Source organism: Castellaniella hirudinis (assembly GCF_047468865.1).
Taxonomy (GTDB): Bacteria; Pseudomonadota; Gammaproteobacteria; order Burkholderiales; family Burkholderiaceae_B; genus Castellaniella; species Castellaniella hirudinis_A.
Genome location: NZ_JBLGTV010000003.1, coordinates 296,322 through 311,880 on the forward strand (window position 1 = coordinate 296,322; position 15,559 = coordinate 311,880).

Annotated in this window: 10 protein-coding genes; 5 read left to right on the forward strand and 5 right to left on the reverse strand. The window is 67.8% G+C overall.

Annotated features, from left to right (window positions below):
* Nucleotides 1–6: 6 nt before the first annotated feature.
* The 5 genes from lpdA (at nt 7) to purL (ending at nt 8,213) form a co-directional block, all read left to right on the forward strand.
* Nucleotides 7–1,419: a dihydrolipoyl dehydrogenase gene (lpdA, locus tag ACMHYJ_RS06890; protein WP_414245462.1), complete on the forward strand. Its 1,413-nt coding sequence runs from the start codon at nt 7–9 to the stop codon at nt 1,417–1,419.
* Nucleotides 1,420–1,606: 187 nt separating this feature from the next.
* The gene (locus ACMHYJ_RS06895; protein WP_414245463.1) at nt 1,607–2,539 is read left to right on the forward strand and encodes an alpha/beta fold hydrolase; all 933 of its coding nucleotides are present in this window, start codon (nt 1,607–1,609) and stop codon (nt 2,537–2,539) included.
* Nucleotides 2,540–2,619: 80 nt separating this feature from the next.
* Nucleotides 2,620–3,462, forward strand: a complete 843-nt coding sequence (locus ACMHYJ_RS06900; RefSeq protein WP_414245501.1) for a PHP domain-containing protein — start codon at nt 2,620–2,622, stop codon at nt 3,460–3,462.
* Complete coding sequence (gene greB, locus ACMHYJ_RS06905) at nt 3,459–4,013, forward strand: transcription elongation factor GreB (RefSeq protein WP_414245464.1); 555 nt, start codon at nt 3,459–3,461, stop codon at nt 4,011–4,013. Before ACMHYJ_RS06900 ends, greB begins: the two co-directional genes overlap by 4 nt.
* A gap of 153 nt (nt 4,014–4,166) precedes the next feature.
* Nucleotides 4,167–8,213 (forward strand): phosphoribosylformylglycinamidine synthase, encoded by a 4,047-nt coding sequence (purL, locus tag ACMHYJ_RS06910; protein WP_414245465.1) that lies wholly within the window; start codon nt 4,167–4,169, stop codon nt 8,211–8,213.
* Here purL and ACMHYJ_RS06915 read toward each other — a convergent pair whose 3' ends face one another.
* From ACMHYJ_RS06915 to ACMHYJ_RS06935, 5 genes are all read right to left on the reverse strand, one after another.
* Nucleotides 8,214–9,296: an ABC transporter ATP-binding protein gene (locus ACMHYJ_RS06915; RefSeq protein WP_414245466.1), complete on the reverse strand. Its 1,083-nt coding sequence runs from the start codon at nt 9,294–9,296 to the stop codon at nt 8,214–8,216.
* The gene (locus ACMHYJ_RS06920) at nt 9,289–11,058 is read right to left on the reverse strand and encodes an ABC transporter permease (protein WP_414245467.1); all 1,770 of its coding nucleotides are present in this window, start codon (nt 11,056–11,058) and stop codon (nt 9,289–9,291) included. Before ACMHYJ_RS06920 ends, ACMHYJ_RS06915 begins: the two co-directional genes overlap by 8 nt.
* A gap of 135 nt (nt 11,059–11,193) precedes the next feature.
* A complete protein-coding gene (locus tag ACMHYJ_RS06925) occupies nt 11,194–12,294 on the reverse strand; it encodes an ABC transporter substrate-binding protein (RefSeq protein ID WP_414245468.1) in 1,101 nt (366 codons plus the stop codon).
* Between the two features lie 77 nt (nt 12,295–12,371).
* On the reverse strand, nt 12,372–14,894 hold the full coding sequence (locus ACMHYJ_RS06930; RefSeq protein WP_414245469.1) for an extracellular solute-binding protein: 2,523 nt from the start codon (nt 14,892–14,894) through the stop codon (nt 12,372–12,374).
* Nucleotides 14,884–15,555: a response regulator transcription factor gene (locus ACMHYJ_RS06935; RefSeq protein WP_414245470.1), complete on the reverse strand. Its 672-nt coding sequence runs from the start codon at nt 15,553–15,555 to the stop codon at nt 14,884–14,886. The genes ACMHYJ_RS06930 and ACMHYJ_RS06935 overlap by 11 nt, the downstream gene beginning before the upstream one ends.
* Nucleotides 15,556–15,559: the final 4 nt, after the last annotated feature.

Here is a 15,559-nt window from a genome sequence, read left to right on the forward strand (position 1 = left end):
CCCAGCATGTCCAATCCCATTCAAACCACCTTGCTGATTCTTGGCGGGGGGCCTGGCGGCTATGTGGCCGCCATCCGGGCCGGCCAGTTGGGGATTCCCACGGTGCTGGTCGAAGGGGCCACCCTGGGGGGCACCTGCCTGAACATCGGCTGCATTCCCTCCAAGGCCCTGATCCACGTGGCCGAGCAGTTCCACGCCCTGCAGGGCTATGCGGGCGATTCGCCCCTGGGCATCCGGGTTCAGGCACCGGCCCTCGACCTGGATCGCAGCATTGCCTGGAAGGACGCCATCGTCAAAAAACTCACCACCGGCATCGCGGCCTTGCTGAAAAAGCACAAAGTCACCGTGATGCAGGGCTGGGCCCGCATCGTCGACGGCAAGACCGTGGACGTCGATCCCGTGGCCAAAGGCAAGGCGGGCGCGCCGCAGCGCATCCGCTGCGAACATCTGCTGCTGGCCACCGGCTCCGAGCCCGCGGCCTTGCCGTTCATGCCGTTCGGCGGGCCGGTCATCTCGTCCACCGAAGCCCTGTCGCCCAAGACACTGCCCAAGTCCCTGGCGGTCGTGGGCGGCGGCTACATCGGGCTGGAACTCGGCACGGTCTACCGCAAGCTGGGCGTCAAGGTCGACATCATCGAGGCCCAGGATCGCGTCCTGCCCGCCTATGACGCCGACCTGGTCAAGCCTGTCCACAAGGCGCTGAAGTCCCTGGGCGTGGGGCTGCACCTGCAGACCCAGGTGTTGGGGCTGGCCGAAGACGGCAAGGGCCTGCGCATCCAGCCGCCCAAGGGCGAGGAGCAACTCCTGGCTGCCCAGCAGATTCTGGTGGCGGTGGGCCGCCGGCCCCGCAGCCGGGGCTTCGGGCTCAGTTCGTTGATGCTGGACATGGACGGCTTGGCGGTGCGGGTGGACGACCGCTGCCGCACGTCCATGACCGGGGTCTGGGCGATTGGCGATCTCACCGGCGAACCCATGCTGGCGCACCGGGCCATGGCCCAGGGCGAGTGCGTGGCCGAACAGATCGCCGGCAAGACCCGGCACTTCGTGCCCGCCGCCATTCCGGCGGTCTGCTTCACCGACCCCGAGGTCGTCACCTGCGGCCTGTCGCCCCAGCAGGCGCAGGCGGCGGGCATCGACGCCCTGGACGGCGTGTTTCCGCTGGCCGCCAACGGGCGCGCCCTGACCCTCGAATCCGCCGATGGCTTTGTGCGGGTGGTGGCGCGGCGCGACAACCACCTGATTCTGGGCTGGCAGGCCGTGGGCCGGGGGGTCTCCGAGTTCGCGGCGGCCTTTGGCCAGTCCATCGAACTCGGCGCCCGCCTGGAAGATGTGGGCCACACGATCCACGCCCATCCCACTCAGGGCGAGGCCATTCAAGAAGCCGCGTTGCGGGCCCTGGGTCAGGCCTTGCACATTTGACGGCGGATCACCACAGCGGCGCACAGCCCGCCACGCGCTTCAGGGCGCGGGCGGGCTGTTTTGCAGATGCGCCGCAAGCGGTGCGGGATGACGCCGCCGCGCCTGGCCGGCGACGGGGCGGCCAGCTTGGCTACAATCAAGGCAAGCCCTTTATCAAGGCAAGCCTGTTGCCACAAGGAGTCTTCCCATGTCCTCGCCCGCCGCCCCCCGCCTTCATTCCGTCACCTGCGCCAGCGCCGCCGGCCTGCACCGCATGGCGTACTGGGAATGGGGCGATCCAGACAACGACCATGTCTTGTTGTGCGTCCATGGCCTGACGCGCACCGGGCGTGATTTCGACCTGCTGGCGCGGGCCCTGCAAGACCGCTACCGGGTGGTGTGCCCGGACGTGGCGGGCCGGGGCCGATCCGATTGGCTGGCCGATCCCGCCGCCTACGTGGTGCCGCAGTATGTGGCGGACATGGTCACCCTGATTGCCCGCCTGAATCCGGCGCGGCTGGATTGGCTGGGCACGTCCATGGGCGGGCTGATCGGCCTGGGCCTGGCCGGGGCCGCCGTGGCTTCGCCGCTGCTGCGGCCCGCGCGCGGGCCCTGGGGGCTGGGGGCCGCCCCGGATGTGCCGTTGGGGCGCATGGTGTTCAACGACATCGGCCCGGTTCTGGACCGCGAGGGCCTGGCGCGCATCGCCGATTACGTGGGCCAGGATATCCGTTTCGACCGCTTCCCGCAGGCCGTGGATTATGTCCGTTCGGTGTCGCAGGGCTTTGGCCCGCATGACGCGGACGGCTGGGCCGCCCTGACCGAGCATGTGTTCCATGAGCAGGACGGCCAATGGATCAAACACTACGATCTGCGCATGGCCCAGCCCTTTGCCCTGCAGACGCCCGAGGCCCTGGACGCGGCGGAAACCCTGCTGTGGCAGGCCTGGGATCACCTGCCCATGCCGTTGCTGGTGCTGCGCGGCGCGGATTCCGATATCCTGCCGGCGGCGGCCTTGAAGGACATGCTGGCGCGCAACCCGCGGGCCCGCAGCGTCGAGTTTGCCGGCGTGGGCCACGCCCCCACGCTGCGCAGCCCGGATCAGATCGACGCGATCCGGCGGTTTTTGCTGGCGGATTAGACGAGCGCCCTGGGCATCGCCGGGGGCCGGCCTGCGGGCGCAGGATGCCGGCTTCCCCGGTCAAGAGAGATTTCATGTCGTTGAATATTGATTTGCACAGCCATTCCTGCCAGTCCGATGGCGTCCTGGCCCCGGCCGAAGTGGCCGCGCGGGCCCGCGCCAACGGGGTGGACTGGTGGGCCCTGACGGACCACGATGAAACCAGCGGCCTGGCGCAGGCCGCGCAGGCGGCCGGCCAATTGGGCATGGGCTTTATCCCGGGGATCGAAATCTCGGCCACGTTTTGCCAGAAGACCGTGCATATCGTGGGCCTGGGCATCCAGGCGGATCACCCGGCGCTGCAGGCCGGCCTGGCGGACATCCGCCGCAGCCGCTTCGCCCGGGCGCATCAATTGGACGCCTTGCTGGCGGATTGCGGGATCGAGCACGCCTACGCCGGGGCCTTGCAGTATGTGGACAACCCCGATCTCATCAGCCGGGTGCATTTTGCGCGGCACCTGTTGCAGGCGGGTCACGTGAAATCCCTGCAGCAAGCCTTCGACCGTTACCTGGGCGAGGGCAAACGCGCCTTCGTGCCCACCCGATGGGCCTTGTTGGAAGACGCCGTGGCCTGGATACTGGCTGCGGGCGGCAAGGCGGTGATTGCCCACCCCGGGCGATATAAGTACACGCCCCAGCAGCACGATGCCTTGTTCTCCGCATTCAAAGACCTGGGGGGGCAGGCCATCGAGGTCGTCACCGGCAGCCATACCCCGGCGCAATACCAGCGCTACGCCCGCCTGGCGCGGCAATACGGCTTCCAGGCTTCGCGCGGGTCGGATTTTCACGCCCCCGGCACGGGCCGGGTGGATCTGGGGGCCATGCCGCCCCTGCCCGATGGCCTGACGCCGGTGTGGGCCGATTGGATACAGGAATCGCCATGAACAAAGCCTTTGTCAAAGAATCCGACCACGACGAGGACGACGATCTGCCCGATCCGCCCGCCTTGCCGGCGGGGGTCAAGAACTACATGACCACCGGGGGCTACCGGGCCTTGCACGACGAACTCATGCATTTGATGAATACCGAGCGCCCCGACGTGGTGCAGACCGTTTCCTGGGCGGCGTCCAATGGCGACCGCTCCGAGAATGGCGACTACATCTACGGCAAGAAACGCCTGCGCGAGATCGACCGGCGCATCCGCTTCCTGACGCGCCGCCTGGCGGCCGCCGAGGTCGTCGATCCCGCCTTGCAGCCCAATCGGGATCAGGTGTTTTTCGGGGCCACGGTGCAGTATTGCGACAGCCAGGGCCAGGAGACCACCGTCACCATCGTGGGGGTGGACGAGGCCGATCCCCTGGCCGGGCGCATCAGTTGGGTGTCGCCCGTGGCGCGGGCGCTGATCAAGGCGCACGAAGGCGATACCGTCACGCTGCGCACGCCCGCCGGGGTGCAGGAACTCGACATCCTGGCGGTCACGTACCCGGATGCCTGAAAGCGCCGCCCAGGCGCGCCGGCGCGCCGGCGTGGCGGGTGCCGTTTGATCCAGGCGTCCGCCGGCCATGCCGAACACGGGCCTGGGGTTTTCCGCGGCAGGGGGCGCCGATCCCGGTAAAATACAGGATTCTCCACTGTTGGGCCCCTCGCCGTGACCACCGTCCTGAAGATTTCCGGTTCTGCCGCCTTGTCCGATTTTCGCCAGCAAGGCCTTTTGCGTCTTTTCGCCCAGCGCGGCCTGCCCGTGGCGTCGATCGTGGCCCAGTCCTGCTACTTCGTGGGGGTGGACGGCGATCTTTCCGACGCCGACCATCAGCGCCTGCGGGCCTTGCTGGACGATGGCCAGCCCGCGCCCGCCGCGCCGGATCGCCAGGCCCTGCAGTTTCTGGTGGTGCCGCGCCTGGGCACGATTTCCCCCTGGGCCAGCAAAGCCACGGACATCGCCCGCCACTGCGGTCTGCCCCAGGTGCTGCGCATCGAACGCGCCGTGTGCTATACCGTGCAGCTGGAACGCCGCCTGCTGGGCAGCCACAAGCTGGACGACGCCCAGCGGCAGGCCCTGGCCGCCTGCCTGCACGACCGCATGACCGAAACCGTGGCGCCGGCCGATTTCGATGGCCAGGCCCTGTTCGCGCCGGTATCCGGCCAGCCGGTGCAGACGGTGCCGGTCATGGCGCAGGGCCGGGATGCCCTGGCCGACTGCAATGTCCGCTTGGGCCTGGCTCTGTCGGACGATGAAATCGACTACCTGTGGCGCGCCTATCGAGACCTGGGCCGCGACCCCACCGATGTCGAACTGATGATGTTCGCCCAGGCCAACAGCGAGCACTGCCGCCACAAGATCTTCAATGCCCGCTGGACCGTGGACGGCCAGGCGCAGCCGCACACGCTGTTCGACATGATCCGCGCCACCCACGCGGCCCAGCCCGAAGGCACGGTGGTGGCCTATTCCGACAATGCCGCCGTCATGGCGGGGGGGGCGGCGTCCCTCTTTCAGGCGGCGGGGGCCGACGACACCCTGTACCGCCGCCAGGACATCACCAGCCACATCCTGATGAAGGTCGAAACCCACAACCATCCCACCGCCATCGCGCCTTTCCCGGGGGCCGCCACCGGGGCGGGGGGCGAGATCCGCGACGAGGGCGCCACCGGGCGCGGCTCCAAACCCAAGGCTGGCCTGACTGGCTTCACGGTGTCCGCCCTGCGCGTGGACGACGCCGCCGAGCCCTGGGAGGACGCCGCCTGCGCCCCGGCCCGCATCGCGACGCCGCTGGACATCATGATCCAGGGGCCGATTGGCGGGGCCGCCTTCAACAACGAATTCGGCCGCCCCAATCTGCTGGGGTATTTCCGCAGCTTCGAGCAAACCGTGGACGGGGTGCGCTGGGGCTACCACAAGCCCATCATGCTGGCCGGCGGCCTGGGCCAGATCGACGCCCGCCTGACCCACAAAGACCCCTTGCCTCCGGGCGCCTTGCTGATCCAGCTGGGCGGCCCCGGCATGCGCATCGGCATGGGCGGCGGGGCGGCTTCCAGCATGGGGGCGGGCGCCAACCAGGCCCAGCTCGATTTCGATTCCGTGCAGCGCGGCAACCCCGAAATGCAGCGCCGCGCCCAAGAGGTCATCGACCGCTGCTGGCAGCAGGGCGATGCCAACCCCATTCTGGCCATCCACGACGTGGGCGCGGGCGGCTTGTCCAATGCTTTCCCCGAACTCGTGAACGACGCGGGCCGGGGGGCCGAGTTCGAACTGCGGCGCGTGCCGCTGGAGGAATCCGGCCTGTCGCCCGCCGAGATCTGGAGCAACGAATCCCAGGAACGCTATGTCCTGGCCCTGTTGCCGGCCGACCTGGATCGCTTCGCCCGGATCGCCGAGCGCGAGCGCTGCCCCTATGCCGTGGTGGGCATCGCCACCGAAGAACGCCGCCTGCGAGTGACCTTGGGCGAAGGCCTGCCCGGCCTGGATCGCGCGCCCGGCGAGATTCCGGCGCAGGGGCTGCGTCCCGTGGATGTGCCGGTCGACGTCATCCTGGGCAAGCCGCCGCGCATGCAGCGCGATGCCCGGCGGGCCCCCGTGCGGGGCGCGCCGCTGGATCTGGCCGGGATCGAACTGGCGGACGCCGTCGAGCGCGTCTTGCGCCACCCCACCGTGGCCAGCAAGTCCTTTCTGATCACCATCGGCGACCGCAGCGTGGGCGGCCTGACGGCCCGCGACCAGATGGTCGGCCCCTGGCAGGTGCCGGTGGCCGATTGCGCCGTCACCCTGCGCGACTACGAAGGCGTGGCGGGCGAAGCCATGGCCCTGGGCGAACGCAGCCCGCTGGCCGTGCTGAATCCGGCCGCCTCCGGCCGCATGGCCGTCACCGAGGCCCTGACCAACCTGGCCGCCGCCGGGGTGGCGCGGCTGGAAGACATCAAACTGTCGGCCAACTGGATGGCCGCCTGCGGGGTCGAGGGCCAGGACGCCGCTCTGTTCGACACCGTGTCCGCCGTCAGCGACTGGTGCCAGACCCTGGGCCTGTCCATTCCGGTGGGCAAGGATTCCCTGTCCATGCGCACCGCCTGGCGGGACGAGTCGGGGGATCACCAAGTGGTCTCGCCGGTGTCCCTGGTGGTGACGGCTTTCGCCCCCGTAGCCGACGCGCGCGCCACGCTGACGCCGCAAGTTCGCGCCGATGCGGGGGATTCCGTCCTGCTGCTGCTGGATCTGGGCGAAGGCCGCCAGCGCATGGGCGGCTCGGTGCTGGGGCTGGTGACCGGCGGCATGGGGGTCGAAACCCCGGACATGCACGATGCCAATCTGCTGCGCACGGCCTTTCTGGCGGTGCGCGACCTGGCCGCGCGCGGCTGGGTGCTGGCCTGCCACGACCGCTCCGACGGCGGCCTGCTGGCGGCGGCCGCCGAAATGGCCTTTGCGGGGCGGCTGGGCCTGTCGCTCAACCTGGACATGCTCACCATCGACCCCGTCACGGCCGATGCGGGCGACTACAAGATCCGCAATGATCAGGTGGCCGTGCTGCACCACGAGCACAACCTGACGGCGCTGTTCAATGAAGAAGCCGGCTGGCTGCTGCAGGTGCCGCGCGTTCACCGCGATGCCATTCTGCAGCACCTGCGCCAGCTGGGCCTGTCGGCCATCACCCATGTGGTGGGCATGCCCAACAGCCGCCAGGAACTTCAGGTGTTCCGCGACGGCGCCATCCTGTACCACCGGCCGCTGTCCGAACTGGGCCAGGTTTGGAGCGAGACCACGCGCCGCATCATGGCGCGCCGCGACCATCCCGACTGCGCCCAGGCCCAGCACGACACCTGGCTGGATACCGAAGATCCGGGCCTGTCCGCCCGGGTGGCGTTCAATCCCCAGGAAGACGTGGCCGCGCCGTTCATCGCCACCGGGGTGCGGCCCCGGGTGGCCATCCTGCGCGAACAGGGTTGCAACAGCCAGGTCGAAATGGCCTGGGCCTTCGACGTGGCCGGCTTCGATGCGGTGGATGTCCACATGACGGATCTGCTGTCCGGGCGCATCGGCCTGGACACCGTGCAGGGCCTGGTGGCCGTGGGCGGCTTCAGCTATGGCGACGTGCTCGGGGCCGGCGAAGGCTGGGCGCGCACTATCCGCTTCAATGCCGCCCTGGCCGATCAGTTCGCGGCGTATTTCGCCCGCCCGGACATCTTTGCCCTGGGGGTGTGCAATGGTTGCCAGATGCTGGCCGCCCTGGCCGACATGATTCCCGGCGCGCAGCATTGGCCGCGCTTCACGCGCAACGTGTCCGAACAATACGAAGCCCGCCTGTCGCTGGTGGAAATCCTGGATTCTCCGTCCATTTTCTTCAGCGGCATGGCCGGCACCCGCGCCCCCATTGCCGTGGCCCACGGCGAAGGCTTTGCCAACTTCAGCCGTCAGGGCGATGCCGCCCAGGTGCTGGCCGCCGCCGCTTTCGTGGATCATCGCGGGGCGCGCACCCAGGCCTATCCGGCCAACCCCAACGGCAGCCCGGACGGCCTGACGGCGGTGACCACGGCGGATGGCCGTTTTACCGCCATGATGCCGCACCCCGAGCGCGTCACGCGCAATGTCGCCATGTCCTGGCGGCCGGCCCCGTGGGGGCCGGCGGATCAGGGGGCCGAGCAGGCCGCCCACGGGGGGTATACCCCGTGGATGCGGATGTTCCGCAATGCCCGGGTGTCGCTGGGCTGATCAGGCGGGGAACACCCACACCGCCGCGGGCGGCAGGCTCAGGTAGCAGGGGTCGGCGGGCGTGCGTTCCTCGCGCCCATAGGCCCGCAGCGTCAGGCTGTGCGGGTCGTGGCTGCCCCCCTGGCGGAACAGGTATTCCCATTTGTCGCCCAGGTACATGCTGGCCGACACCGGCATGCACAGGCTGTTGGCGGACGGCGTGTCGCTCAGGCGCACTTGTTCGAGGCGGATGATGGCCACGGCATCCTGGCCGGGGCTCAAGGCCCCCATGGGCTTGCCGGTGATCGACCAATTGGCCCCCTGGATCGTCACCTGATCCGGGGCCGCCTGCGCGACCTTGCCCTGCAGCTGGTTGTTGCTGCCCATGAATTCGGCGCAAAACCGCGTCCGGGGCGCGCCGTACATTTCCTGGGGGGTGCCTTGCTGCTCGATCTTGCCATTGTGCAGCAGCAGGATGCGGTCGGCGATGGCCATGGCTTCGGCCTGGTCGTGGGTCACCATGATGGCCGACAGGCCCAGGCGCAGAATCAGTTCGCGCAGGAAGGCGCGGGCTTCTTCACGCAGCTTGGCGTCCAGGTTGGACAGTGGTTCGTCCAGCAGCAGCACCGGCGGGTTGTAGACCAGGGCGCGCCCGATGGCCACCCGCTGCTGCTGGCCGCCGGAGAGTTCGTTGGGATAGCGCGCACCCAGGTGCCCCATGCCCAGCTGGTCGAGTATCTCCTGCACCCGGGCTTGCTGCTCGGCCGTCTTGACCTTGCGCAGCTTCAGTGGATAGGCGATGTTCTCGGCCACCGTTTTGTGCGGCCACAGTGCATAGGATTGGAAGACGATGCCCAGGTCGCGGTGTTCGGCGGGTAGTTCTTCCTTGGTCTGGCCATTGAACAGGACGCGCTCGTTCATGGTGATGCGGCCCTCGCTGGCCTGTTCCAGACCGGCGATGGCGCGCAGCAGCGTGGTCTTGCCGCTGCCGGAGGATCCCAGCAGAGCGACGACTTCCCCTTTTTTGAGTGCCAGAGAGACACCCTTGAGCACCGGATTGGCGCCGTAGTTCAGATAGAGGTCTTGTACAGTGAGTTCAATCATGGAGCTTGACTCCGAAACGTAATGCCACGCCCATGCCGACGACCACGAGCAGGATATTGATGAAGGACAGGGCGGCGACGATGTCGATGGCGCCGGTCGCCCACAATGAGACCAGCATCGAGCCGATGGTTTCCGTGCCGGGGGTCAGCAGGTAGACGCCGGTGGAATACTCGCGCTCGAAAATCAGGAACATCAGCAACCAGGAACCGATCAGGCCGTAGCGGGCCAGCGGCACCGTGATGTGGCGCGTGACCTGGGCCTGGCGCGCCCCGGTGCTGCGGGCGGCTTCTTCGAGTTCAGGCGACACCTGCAGCAGGGTGCTGGAGATCAGCCGCAGGCCATAGGCCATCCAGACCACGGAATAGGCCAGCCAGACGCTGAAGATCGTGGATCGCAGGCTGCGCAGGGGTTCGACCAAGTGTTCCTGCATCCACAAGGCCCCCGGCAGCACGGACAGCCAGCCTGCGGCCAGGGAATCTTTCAGCCACATGGGGATGAACAGAAAAATCCACAAAAAGGCCAGGCCGGCCAGCAGCCCGGGCACCGCGCGCGGGATCAGCACGCTGTAGTCCAGAAAGCGCGTGACATGGTCGCGCTTGCGGTGGCTGGCCAGGGCGATGGCGGTGTAGCAGGCCACGGCCAGCGCCCCGCCGATCACGCCGATCAGCACCGAATTCCAGATGGCGCGCATCAGGGTGGGCTGCTCCCAGATGGTCTGGAAGGCGCGGATGGACAACACGTCGGTCAGCGAGATGCCGATCCCCCAGTTAGTCACGAAGGCGCGCAGGACGACGCCGGTGAGCGGCACGATGATCGCCACGAACAGCCACAGGGCGACCACCGCGCCCGCCACCCAGCGCCATTTGCCCAAGGGCAGCACGCGCGGCCGGGTGACTTTTCCCTTGACCGTGGCATAGCGCGCCGCGCTGGCCAGCAGGCGGCGCTGCAGCATCACCAGCGGGATGGTGAAGGCGATCAGCACCATGGCGACGGCGGCCATCAGGTGATAGGACGGGATGCCCAGCTTGTTGGTCAGCTTGTACAGATAGGTGGACAGCACCAGGTGGCCTTCCGGGTCGCCCAGCACCAGCATCAATCCGAAGACTTCCAGTCCCAGGAAGAACAGCAGCACCGAGGCATAGGACAGCGCCGGGCGCACCATGGGCAGGCTGACGGCGGTCATGACCTGCAGCGGGCTGGCGCCGGTGCTGCGGGCGGCTTCTTCGACGTCCGACCCCAGGCTGTGCAAGGCCGAGGAAATATACAGGTAGGCATAAGGGACGTGCGTCAGCCCGGCGATCAGGATGATGGCGGGCAGGGAATAGATGTTCCAGGGGGTGAACCCCAGAATGTCCTGGGCCCAGGTGGAGAAAAAACCCACCGGCCCGGCGGCCACCACGTAGCCGAAGCCCAGCACCATGGGCGAGACAAACACCGGCACCAGGATCAACGGCTGTATCCAGCGCCGTCCGGGCAGGTCGGTGCGCGAGACCAGAAAGGCCAGGATGCCGCCCAGCGGTACGGCGATGACAATGAGGCCGAACGCCAGCAAGAAGCCGCTGCGCAGGGCGCTGTAAAAATCCGGGTCGGCGAAGATGAAGCGGAACGCGTCCAGCCCGACATGCTTGTCGGGCATGAAAAACGGCTCCGACAGGAAGCTTTGGACGATGATGAATGACAGCGGCAGGTAGATCGCCAGCGCGGTCAATAGCACCACCAGCCCGCGCGGCATGGACTGCCGCCGTAGGCGCAGGAAAGACATGGCGGATATCCTGTGATTCGTGGAGGATGCCGCACCGGCCGCCGGGATCCCGCCGGCCTGTCCGGGGTGTCGAAACAGGCCGGCAGGCAGGCGGCGCGGGGTGCGGGCTTGGCGAGGAAAAACGCGGGGACGGGCTTATTTGCCGGTGTCGGCGCGCCACATCTTGATGAATTCCAGGCGCTTGTTCTGATCCAGGTATTCCAGCAGCGTTTCGTTCACCGGGATGGGCTTGAGTGCATCGCCCAGCTTCTGGGTCATGCCGGCCACGTCGTTGTCACCCTCGATGTCGCTGCGCACCGAGGCCAGATTGGCCTGGTTGGCCAGGACGTCCTGACCGCGCTTGGACAGCAGGTAGTCCAGCCACAGCTTGGACGCGTTCGGGTGCAGGGCGTTCTTGCTGATGAAGGCCACCCGCGAGACCACCAGGGTGTAGTCGGTGGAGTAGGCGACCCCCAGGCCGGGGTCGGATTGGGCGCGGGTTTCGGCGTAGGAGCCCAGGATGTTGTAGCCCAGCAGGTTTTCGCCCGAGGACACGCGCTCCATCATGGTGCCGGTGGAAGATTGCACGACCAGCCCCGCCGCGCTGGATCCCTTGAGGAAGCTTTCGTAGTCGGGGTCGTTCAGCTTGTCCTGCACGGCCAGCATGAAGCCCACGGCGGATTTCTCCACATCGTAGGTAGTGACCTTGTTCTTGAACTGGCTGGTGTCGCCGGACACCAGGCGGGCGAATTCGGCGTGGGTCTTGGGCACCTGGTCTTCCTTGAGCAGGCGCTTGTTGTAGATGAAGACGGAAGGCTCGTAGGTGGTGCCGTAGGCCTTGTTTTCCCAGACCGACCAGGCGGGCAGGGCGGGAATTTCGACAGAAGGATAACTGGCCGCGTAGCTGGTGGCCAGCTTCATGGCGGAATCCATGGCCGAGCTCCAGACCACGTCGCCGCTGTTGCTGCCCGACGCTTGTTCGCTGAGGTAGCGGCTGTAGAGTTCCGTGCTGTTCATGTCGTTGTATTCGACCTTCACGCCAGGGTAGGCTTTTTCGAAATCCTGGATGACCGGATTGGCGGCCTTGGTGTCGGTGGTCGAATAAATGATGACCTTGCCTTCTTTTTTCGCGCCGTCGATGATCTGCTGGTAATCGGCCGGATAGCCGTCCGGGGCCGTTTGCGCAAGTGCCGTGCCGGCCATCATGGCGGACAGGATGGCGGTGTACAGGATGGTGCGCGAGGCGGGATATCGCATGCTTGTCTCCGTGTGGTTTTTTCGTCTTGTGCCGATGATGCATCGGCGCATACGAACCATCTTAGGGAGCCTTGCTGTCACCGTCCTGTCATCGCCGGCCCGCCGGGCGGCGCCCCGGGCCGGTTCGGCGTGTCGGTCACCAGCCGCGCCCAGTTCTGCAGAAATCGCGCCTGGCGCTGCTGATCCAGGCCCACCAGCAGGGTGGGATTCAGGGCGATGGGGCGGATCAGGGCGGAAGTCCGGCGCTCGGGGGGCGCATCGTCCTCGGCCATGAGCTCGGGCAGGGCGCCCAGGGCCGCCTCAGTCTCGATGACTTGCTGGCCCGTGGGCGACAGCAGCCAATCGACGAAGGCTTGGGCCGCCTGGGGCTGCGCGGCGGTGCGCAGGATCAGGGCGGAGCGCGCCAGAACCAGTTGGTAGTCGTCCGGCACGATGACCGCCAGCCGGGTGTAGCGCGGGCCATAGGCGCGCACATAGGATCCCAGCATGTTGTAGCCCAGATCCAGCTGTCCCGCCTGGATCAGGTCGAGGATTTCCCGGGTGTCGGCCGCCAGGCGCACGCCGGCGCGTCCCAGAGCATTGGCCATCCCCCAGAAATTCGAGGAGATCATCTCGTCCTGGGTGGCCAGCAGGTGGCCGACGCTGCTGGCGGCGATGTCGTAGGTGCCGATGCGGGCATAGGGGCCTTGTTGTTCCAGGGTGCGCAACAGCTCGGTGCGCGAATGGGGCGCCGTGGCCGCCGTGTAGTGATCCGTGTTGTAGACCATCACGATGGGTTCGAACGTGAAACCGAAGACCTCGGCGCGCCAGTTGGCCCACTCCGGCAGGCGCTGAGTCCAGGCGGATTCGTAGGCCTGGGCGTAGCCATCGTTGGCCAGACGCAGCTGCAGGTCCGCCGCCGAACTGATCAGCAGGTCGCTGGCCGGCAGCGTGCCCGCCCGGGTTTGCTCGTACAGCTGCTGGCTGCCCCGTTCGTGGTAGACGATGCCGATGTTCGGATGGCTGCGCTGGAACGCCTTGGCCAGGATGGCGAACACGGGGGTGTCGGTGGGGCCGGCGATGGTCAGGGTGCGGGCCTCGGCGAGCGGGGCGGGGTAGCGGCTGGTCTGCGCTTGCGCGCTGTCCGGCATGGCCAGCGCCAGGCCCAGGGCGGCGCAGACGATCAGGCCGATGCCGGATACCGTCCCTTTGCGGGGCGCCGGGCGGTCTTTGCGGGGCGCCGGAGGGTCGGCGGGTTCCAGCGGCAGGCTGACTTGCACCAGCAAGCCGCCGCCCGGGCGGTTGCGCAGGCGCAGCGTGCCCTGGTGGCTTTGCACGACGGACTGGACGATGGCCAGCCCCAGCCCGGATCCTGGCGTGGCCTGGGCGGCGGCACCGCGCACGAAGCGTTTCAGAACCTCGGCCTGTTCGTGCTCGGGGATGCCCGGCCCCCGGTCGGCGACCTGCAGCAGCAGCTGCCCGGCGGCGGGCCGCAGGTCGAGCGTCACCGGGCCGTCGGGCGCGTGGCGCAGGGCGTTGTCGATGAGATTGAGCAGCATTTCGCGCAGGGCGATGCGGTCGCCGCGCAGGCGCGCGCCCTGCAAAGCGGGCGCCTGCGCGATCCGCAGCCGGGGGGCGTCCCGGGTGCCGATGCGCTGGCGGACTTCGTGGAGCACTTCATCGAGCGAGATGGCGTCCTGTGCCCGCGACCCCAGGCGGTGAGTGATGGTGGCGTCCATGAGCAACTGGTTGATCAGCAGGCTGGCGCTGCTTGCGTTGCGCAGAATGCGGTGCAGTCTTTCCCGCAGTCGCTGCGGGTCGCGCTCATCCAGGGCGACCTCGGCCTGGGCGCGCAGCGAGGCCAGCGGCGTGCGCACCTGGTGGGCCGTATCGGCCAGCAGGTTGTGCAGCATGTCCAGCATGACTTGCAGACGCTGCATGAAGCCGTTGACGGCATCCACCAGCCGGGTGACCTCGCGGGGGGCCGGGCTGCGCAGCGGCGCCAGATCTTCCGGCAGGCGGTGGCGCAGTTCGCGTTCCAGGCCGCGCAGCGGCAGGAACGCCCGGCTGATGCCGATCCATAGCAGCAGCAAGGCCACGATGGTCATGATCGGCAGGGGCAGGGCGCCGCGCTGCAGGATTTCGGCGGCCAGGGCCTCGCGCGCCTCGCGGGTCTCGGCTACCCGCACGGTGATCCAGCGGATTTGGCGGTTGAAGCTGATCAGCCGGCCCAGCGTGGCGACGCGCAGCGCATCGCCGTGGTAGTGATGGTTGGTGAAAACGGGCGTGGCGGAGCGGGCCAGCGGCATGCCGCCGTCCAGATCCTCATAGCCGGTCACCAGCACGCCCTGCGGATCGCGGATGCTGTAGAAAACACGCTGCTGGCTGGACAGCATGGCCATGGCGGCGTAGGGCAGCTCGGCGGTCAGGTGGTTGTCTTCCAGGCGGATGGCCCCGGCGATGGAGAGCGCCGAGGCGGCCAGCACCCGGTCGAACGCCTGATCCGCCGAGCGCCTGGCATAGTCCTGCAAGAAGGCGTAAATCCCCAGCGACAGCACCAGCAGCACGCCGACGCCGGCCAGCAGGATGCGCCGCCGGATGGAAAACGGCCTACGCGACATCGTTGTCGGCCTGGTAGCCAATGCCGCGCACCGTCGTGATGCGGATGGGCGTGTGCGCGAGTTTCTTGCGCAGGCGCGAGATTTGCAGTTCCAGGGCATTGAGCGAGACATCTTCATCCAGCGAGAACAGCTGGTTCATCAGACGTTCTTTATGGACGGTCTGGCCCAGGCGGGCCAGCAGGATTTCCAGCAGGCGGAATTCGCGCCGGCCCAGTTCCAGCGGCTTGCCGTCCAGGGTGACGCTGCGGCTGCTGCTGTCCAGCGCCAGGGGGCCGTAGTGGATCAGGCTGCTGCTGTGCCCCGAGGCTCGGCGCAGCAAGGCCCGCAGGCGGGCTTCCAGTTCGCGCAGGTCGAAGGGCTTGACCATGTAGTCGTCCGCCCCCAGATCCAGCATGCCGACCTTGTCTTCGATTTCGGCGCGGGCGGTGATCACCAGCACCTGGGTGTCGATGGCCGCTTCGCGCAGATCGCGCAGAATGGCGAAGCCGTCCTTGCCGGGCAGCATGATGTCCAGCACGACGGCGTCCCAGTTGCCGTCCTGCAGCCAGCGCGCGGCGGCCCGCCCGTCCCGGGCCCATTCCACGCTGTGGCCGCTGGATTTCAGCTTGGTTTCGATGGCGTCGCCCAAGTCCGGGTTGTCTTCTACCAGCAAAATGCGCACCTTC

Excerpts from the sequence above, each read along its gene's own strand:
- ACMHYJ_RS06895 (WP_414245463.1), top strand. The coding sequence starts at position 1,607 with ATGTCCTCGCCCGCCGCCCCCCGCCTTCATTCCGTCACCTGCGCCAGC.
- ACMHYJ_RS06925 (WP_414245468.1), bottom strand. The coding sequence starts at position 12,294 with ATGCGATATCCCGCCTCGCGCACCATCCTGTACACCGCCATCCTGTCC.
- lpdA (WP_414245462.1), top strand. The coding sequence starts at position 7 with ATGTCCAATCCCATTCAAACCACCTTGCTGATTCTTGGCGGGGGGCCT.
- ACMHYJ_RS06915 (WP_414245466.1), bottom strand. The coding sequence starts at position 9,296 with ATGATTGAACTCACTGTACAAGACCTCTATCTGAACTACGGCGCCAAT.
- ACMHYJ_RS06930 (WP_414245469.1), bottom strand. The coding sequence starts at position 14,894 with ATGTCGCGTAGGCCGTTTTCCATCCGGCGGCGCATCCTGCTGGCCGGC.
- greB (WP_414245464.1), top strand. The coding sequence starts at position 3,459 with ATGAACAAAGCCTTTGTCAAAGAATCCGACCACGACGAGGACGACGAT.
- ACMHYJ_RS06920 (WP_414245467.1), bottom strand. The coding sequence starts at position 11,058 with ATGTCTTTCCTGCGCCTACGGCGGCAGTCCATGCCGCGCGGGCTGGTG.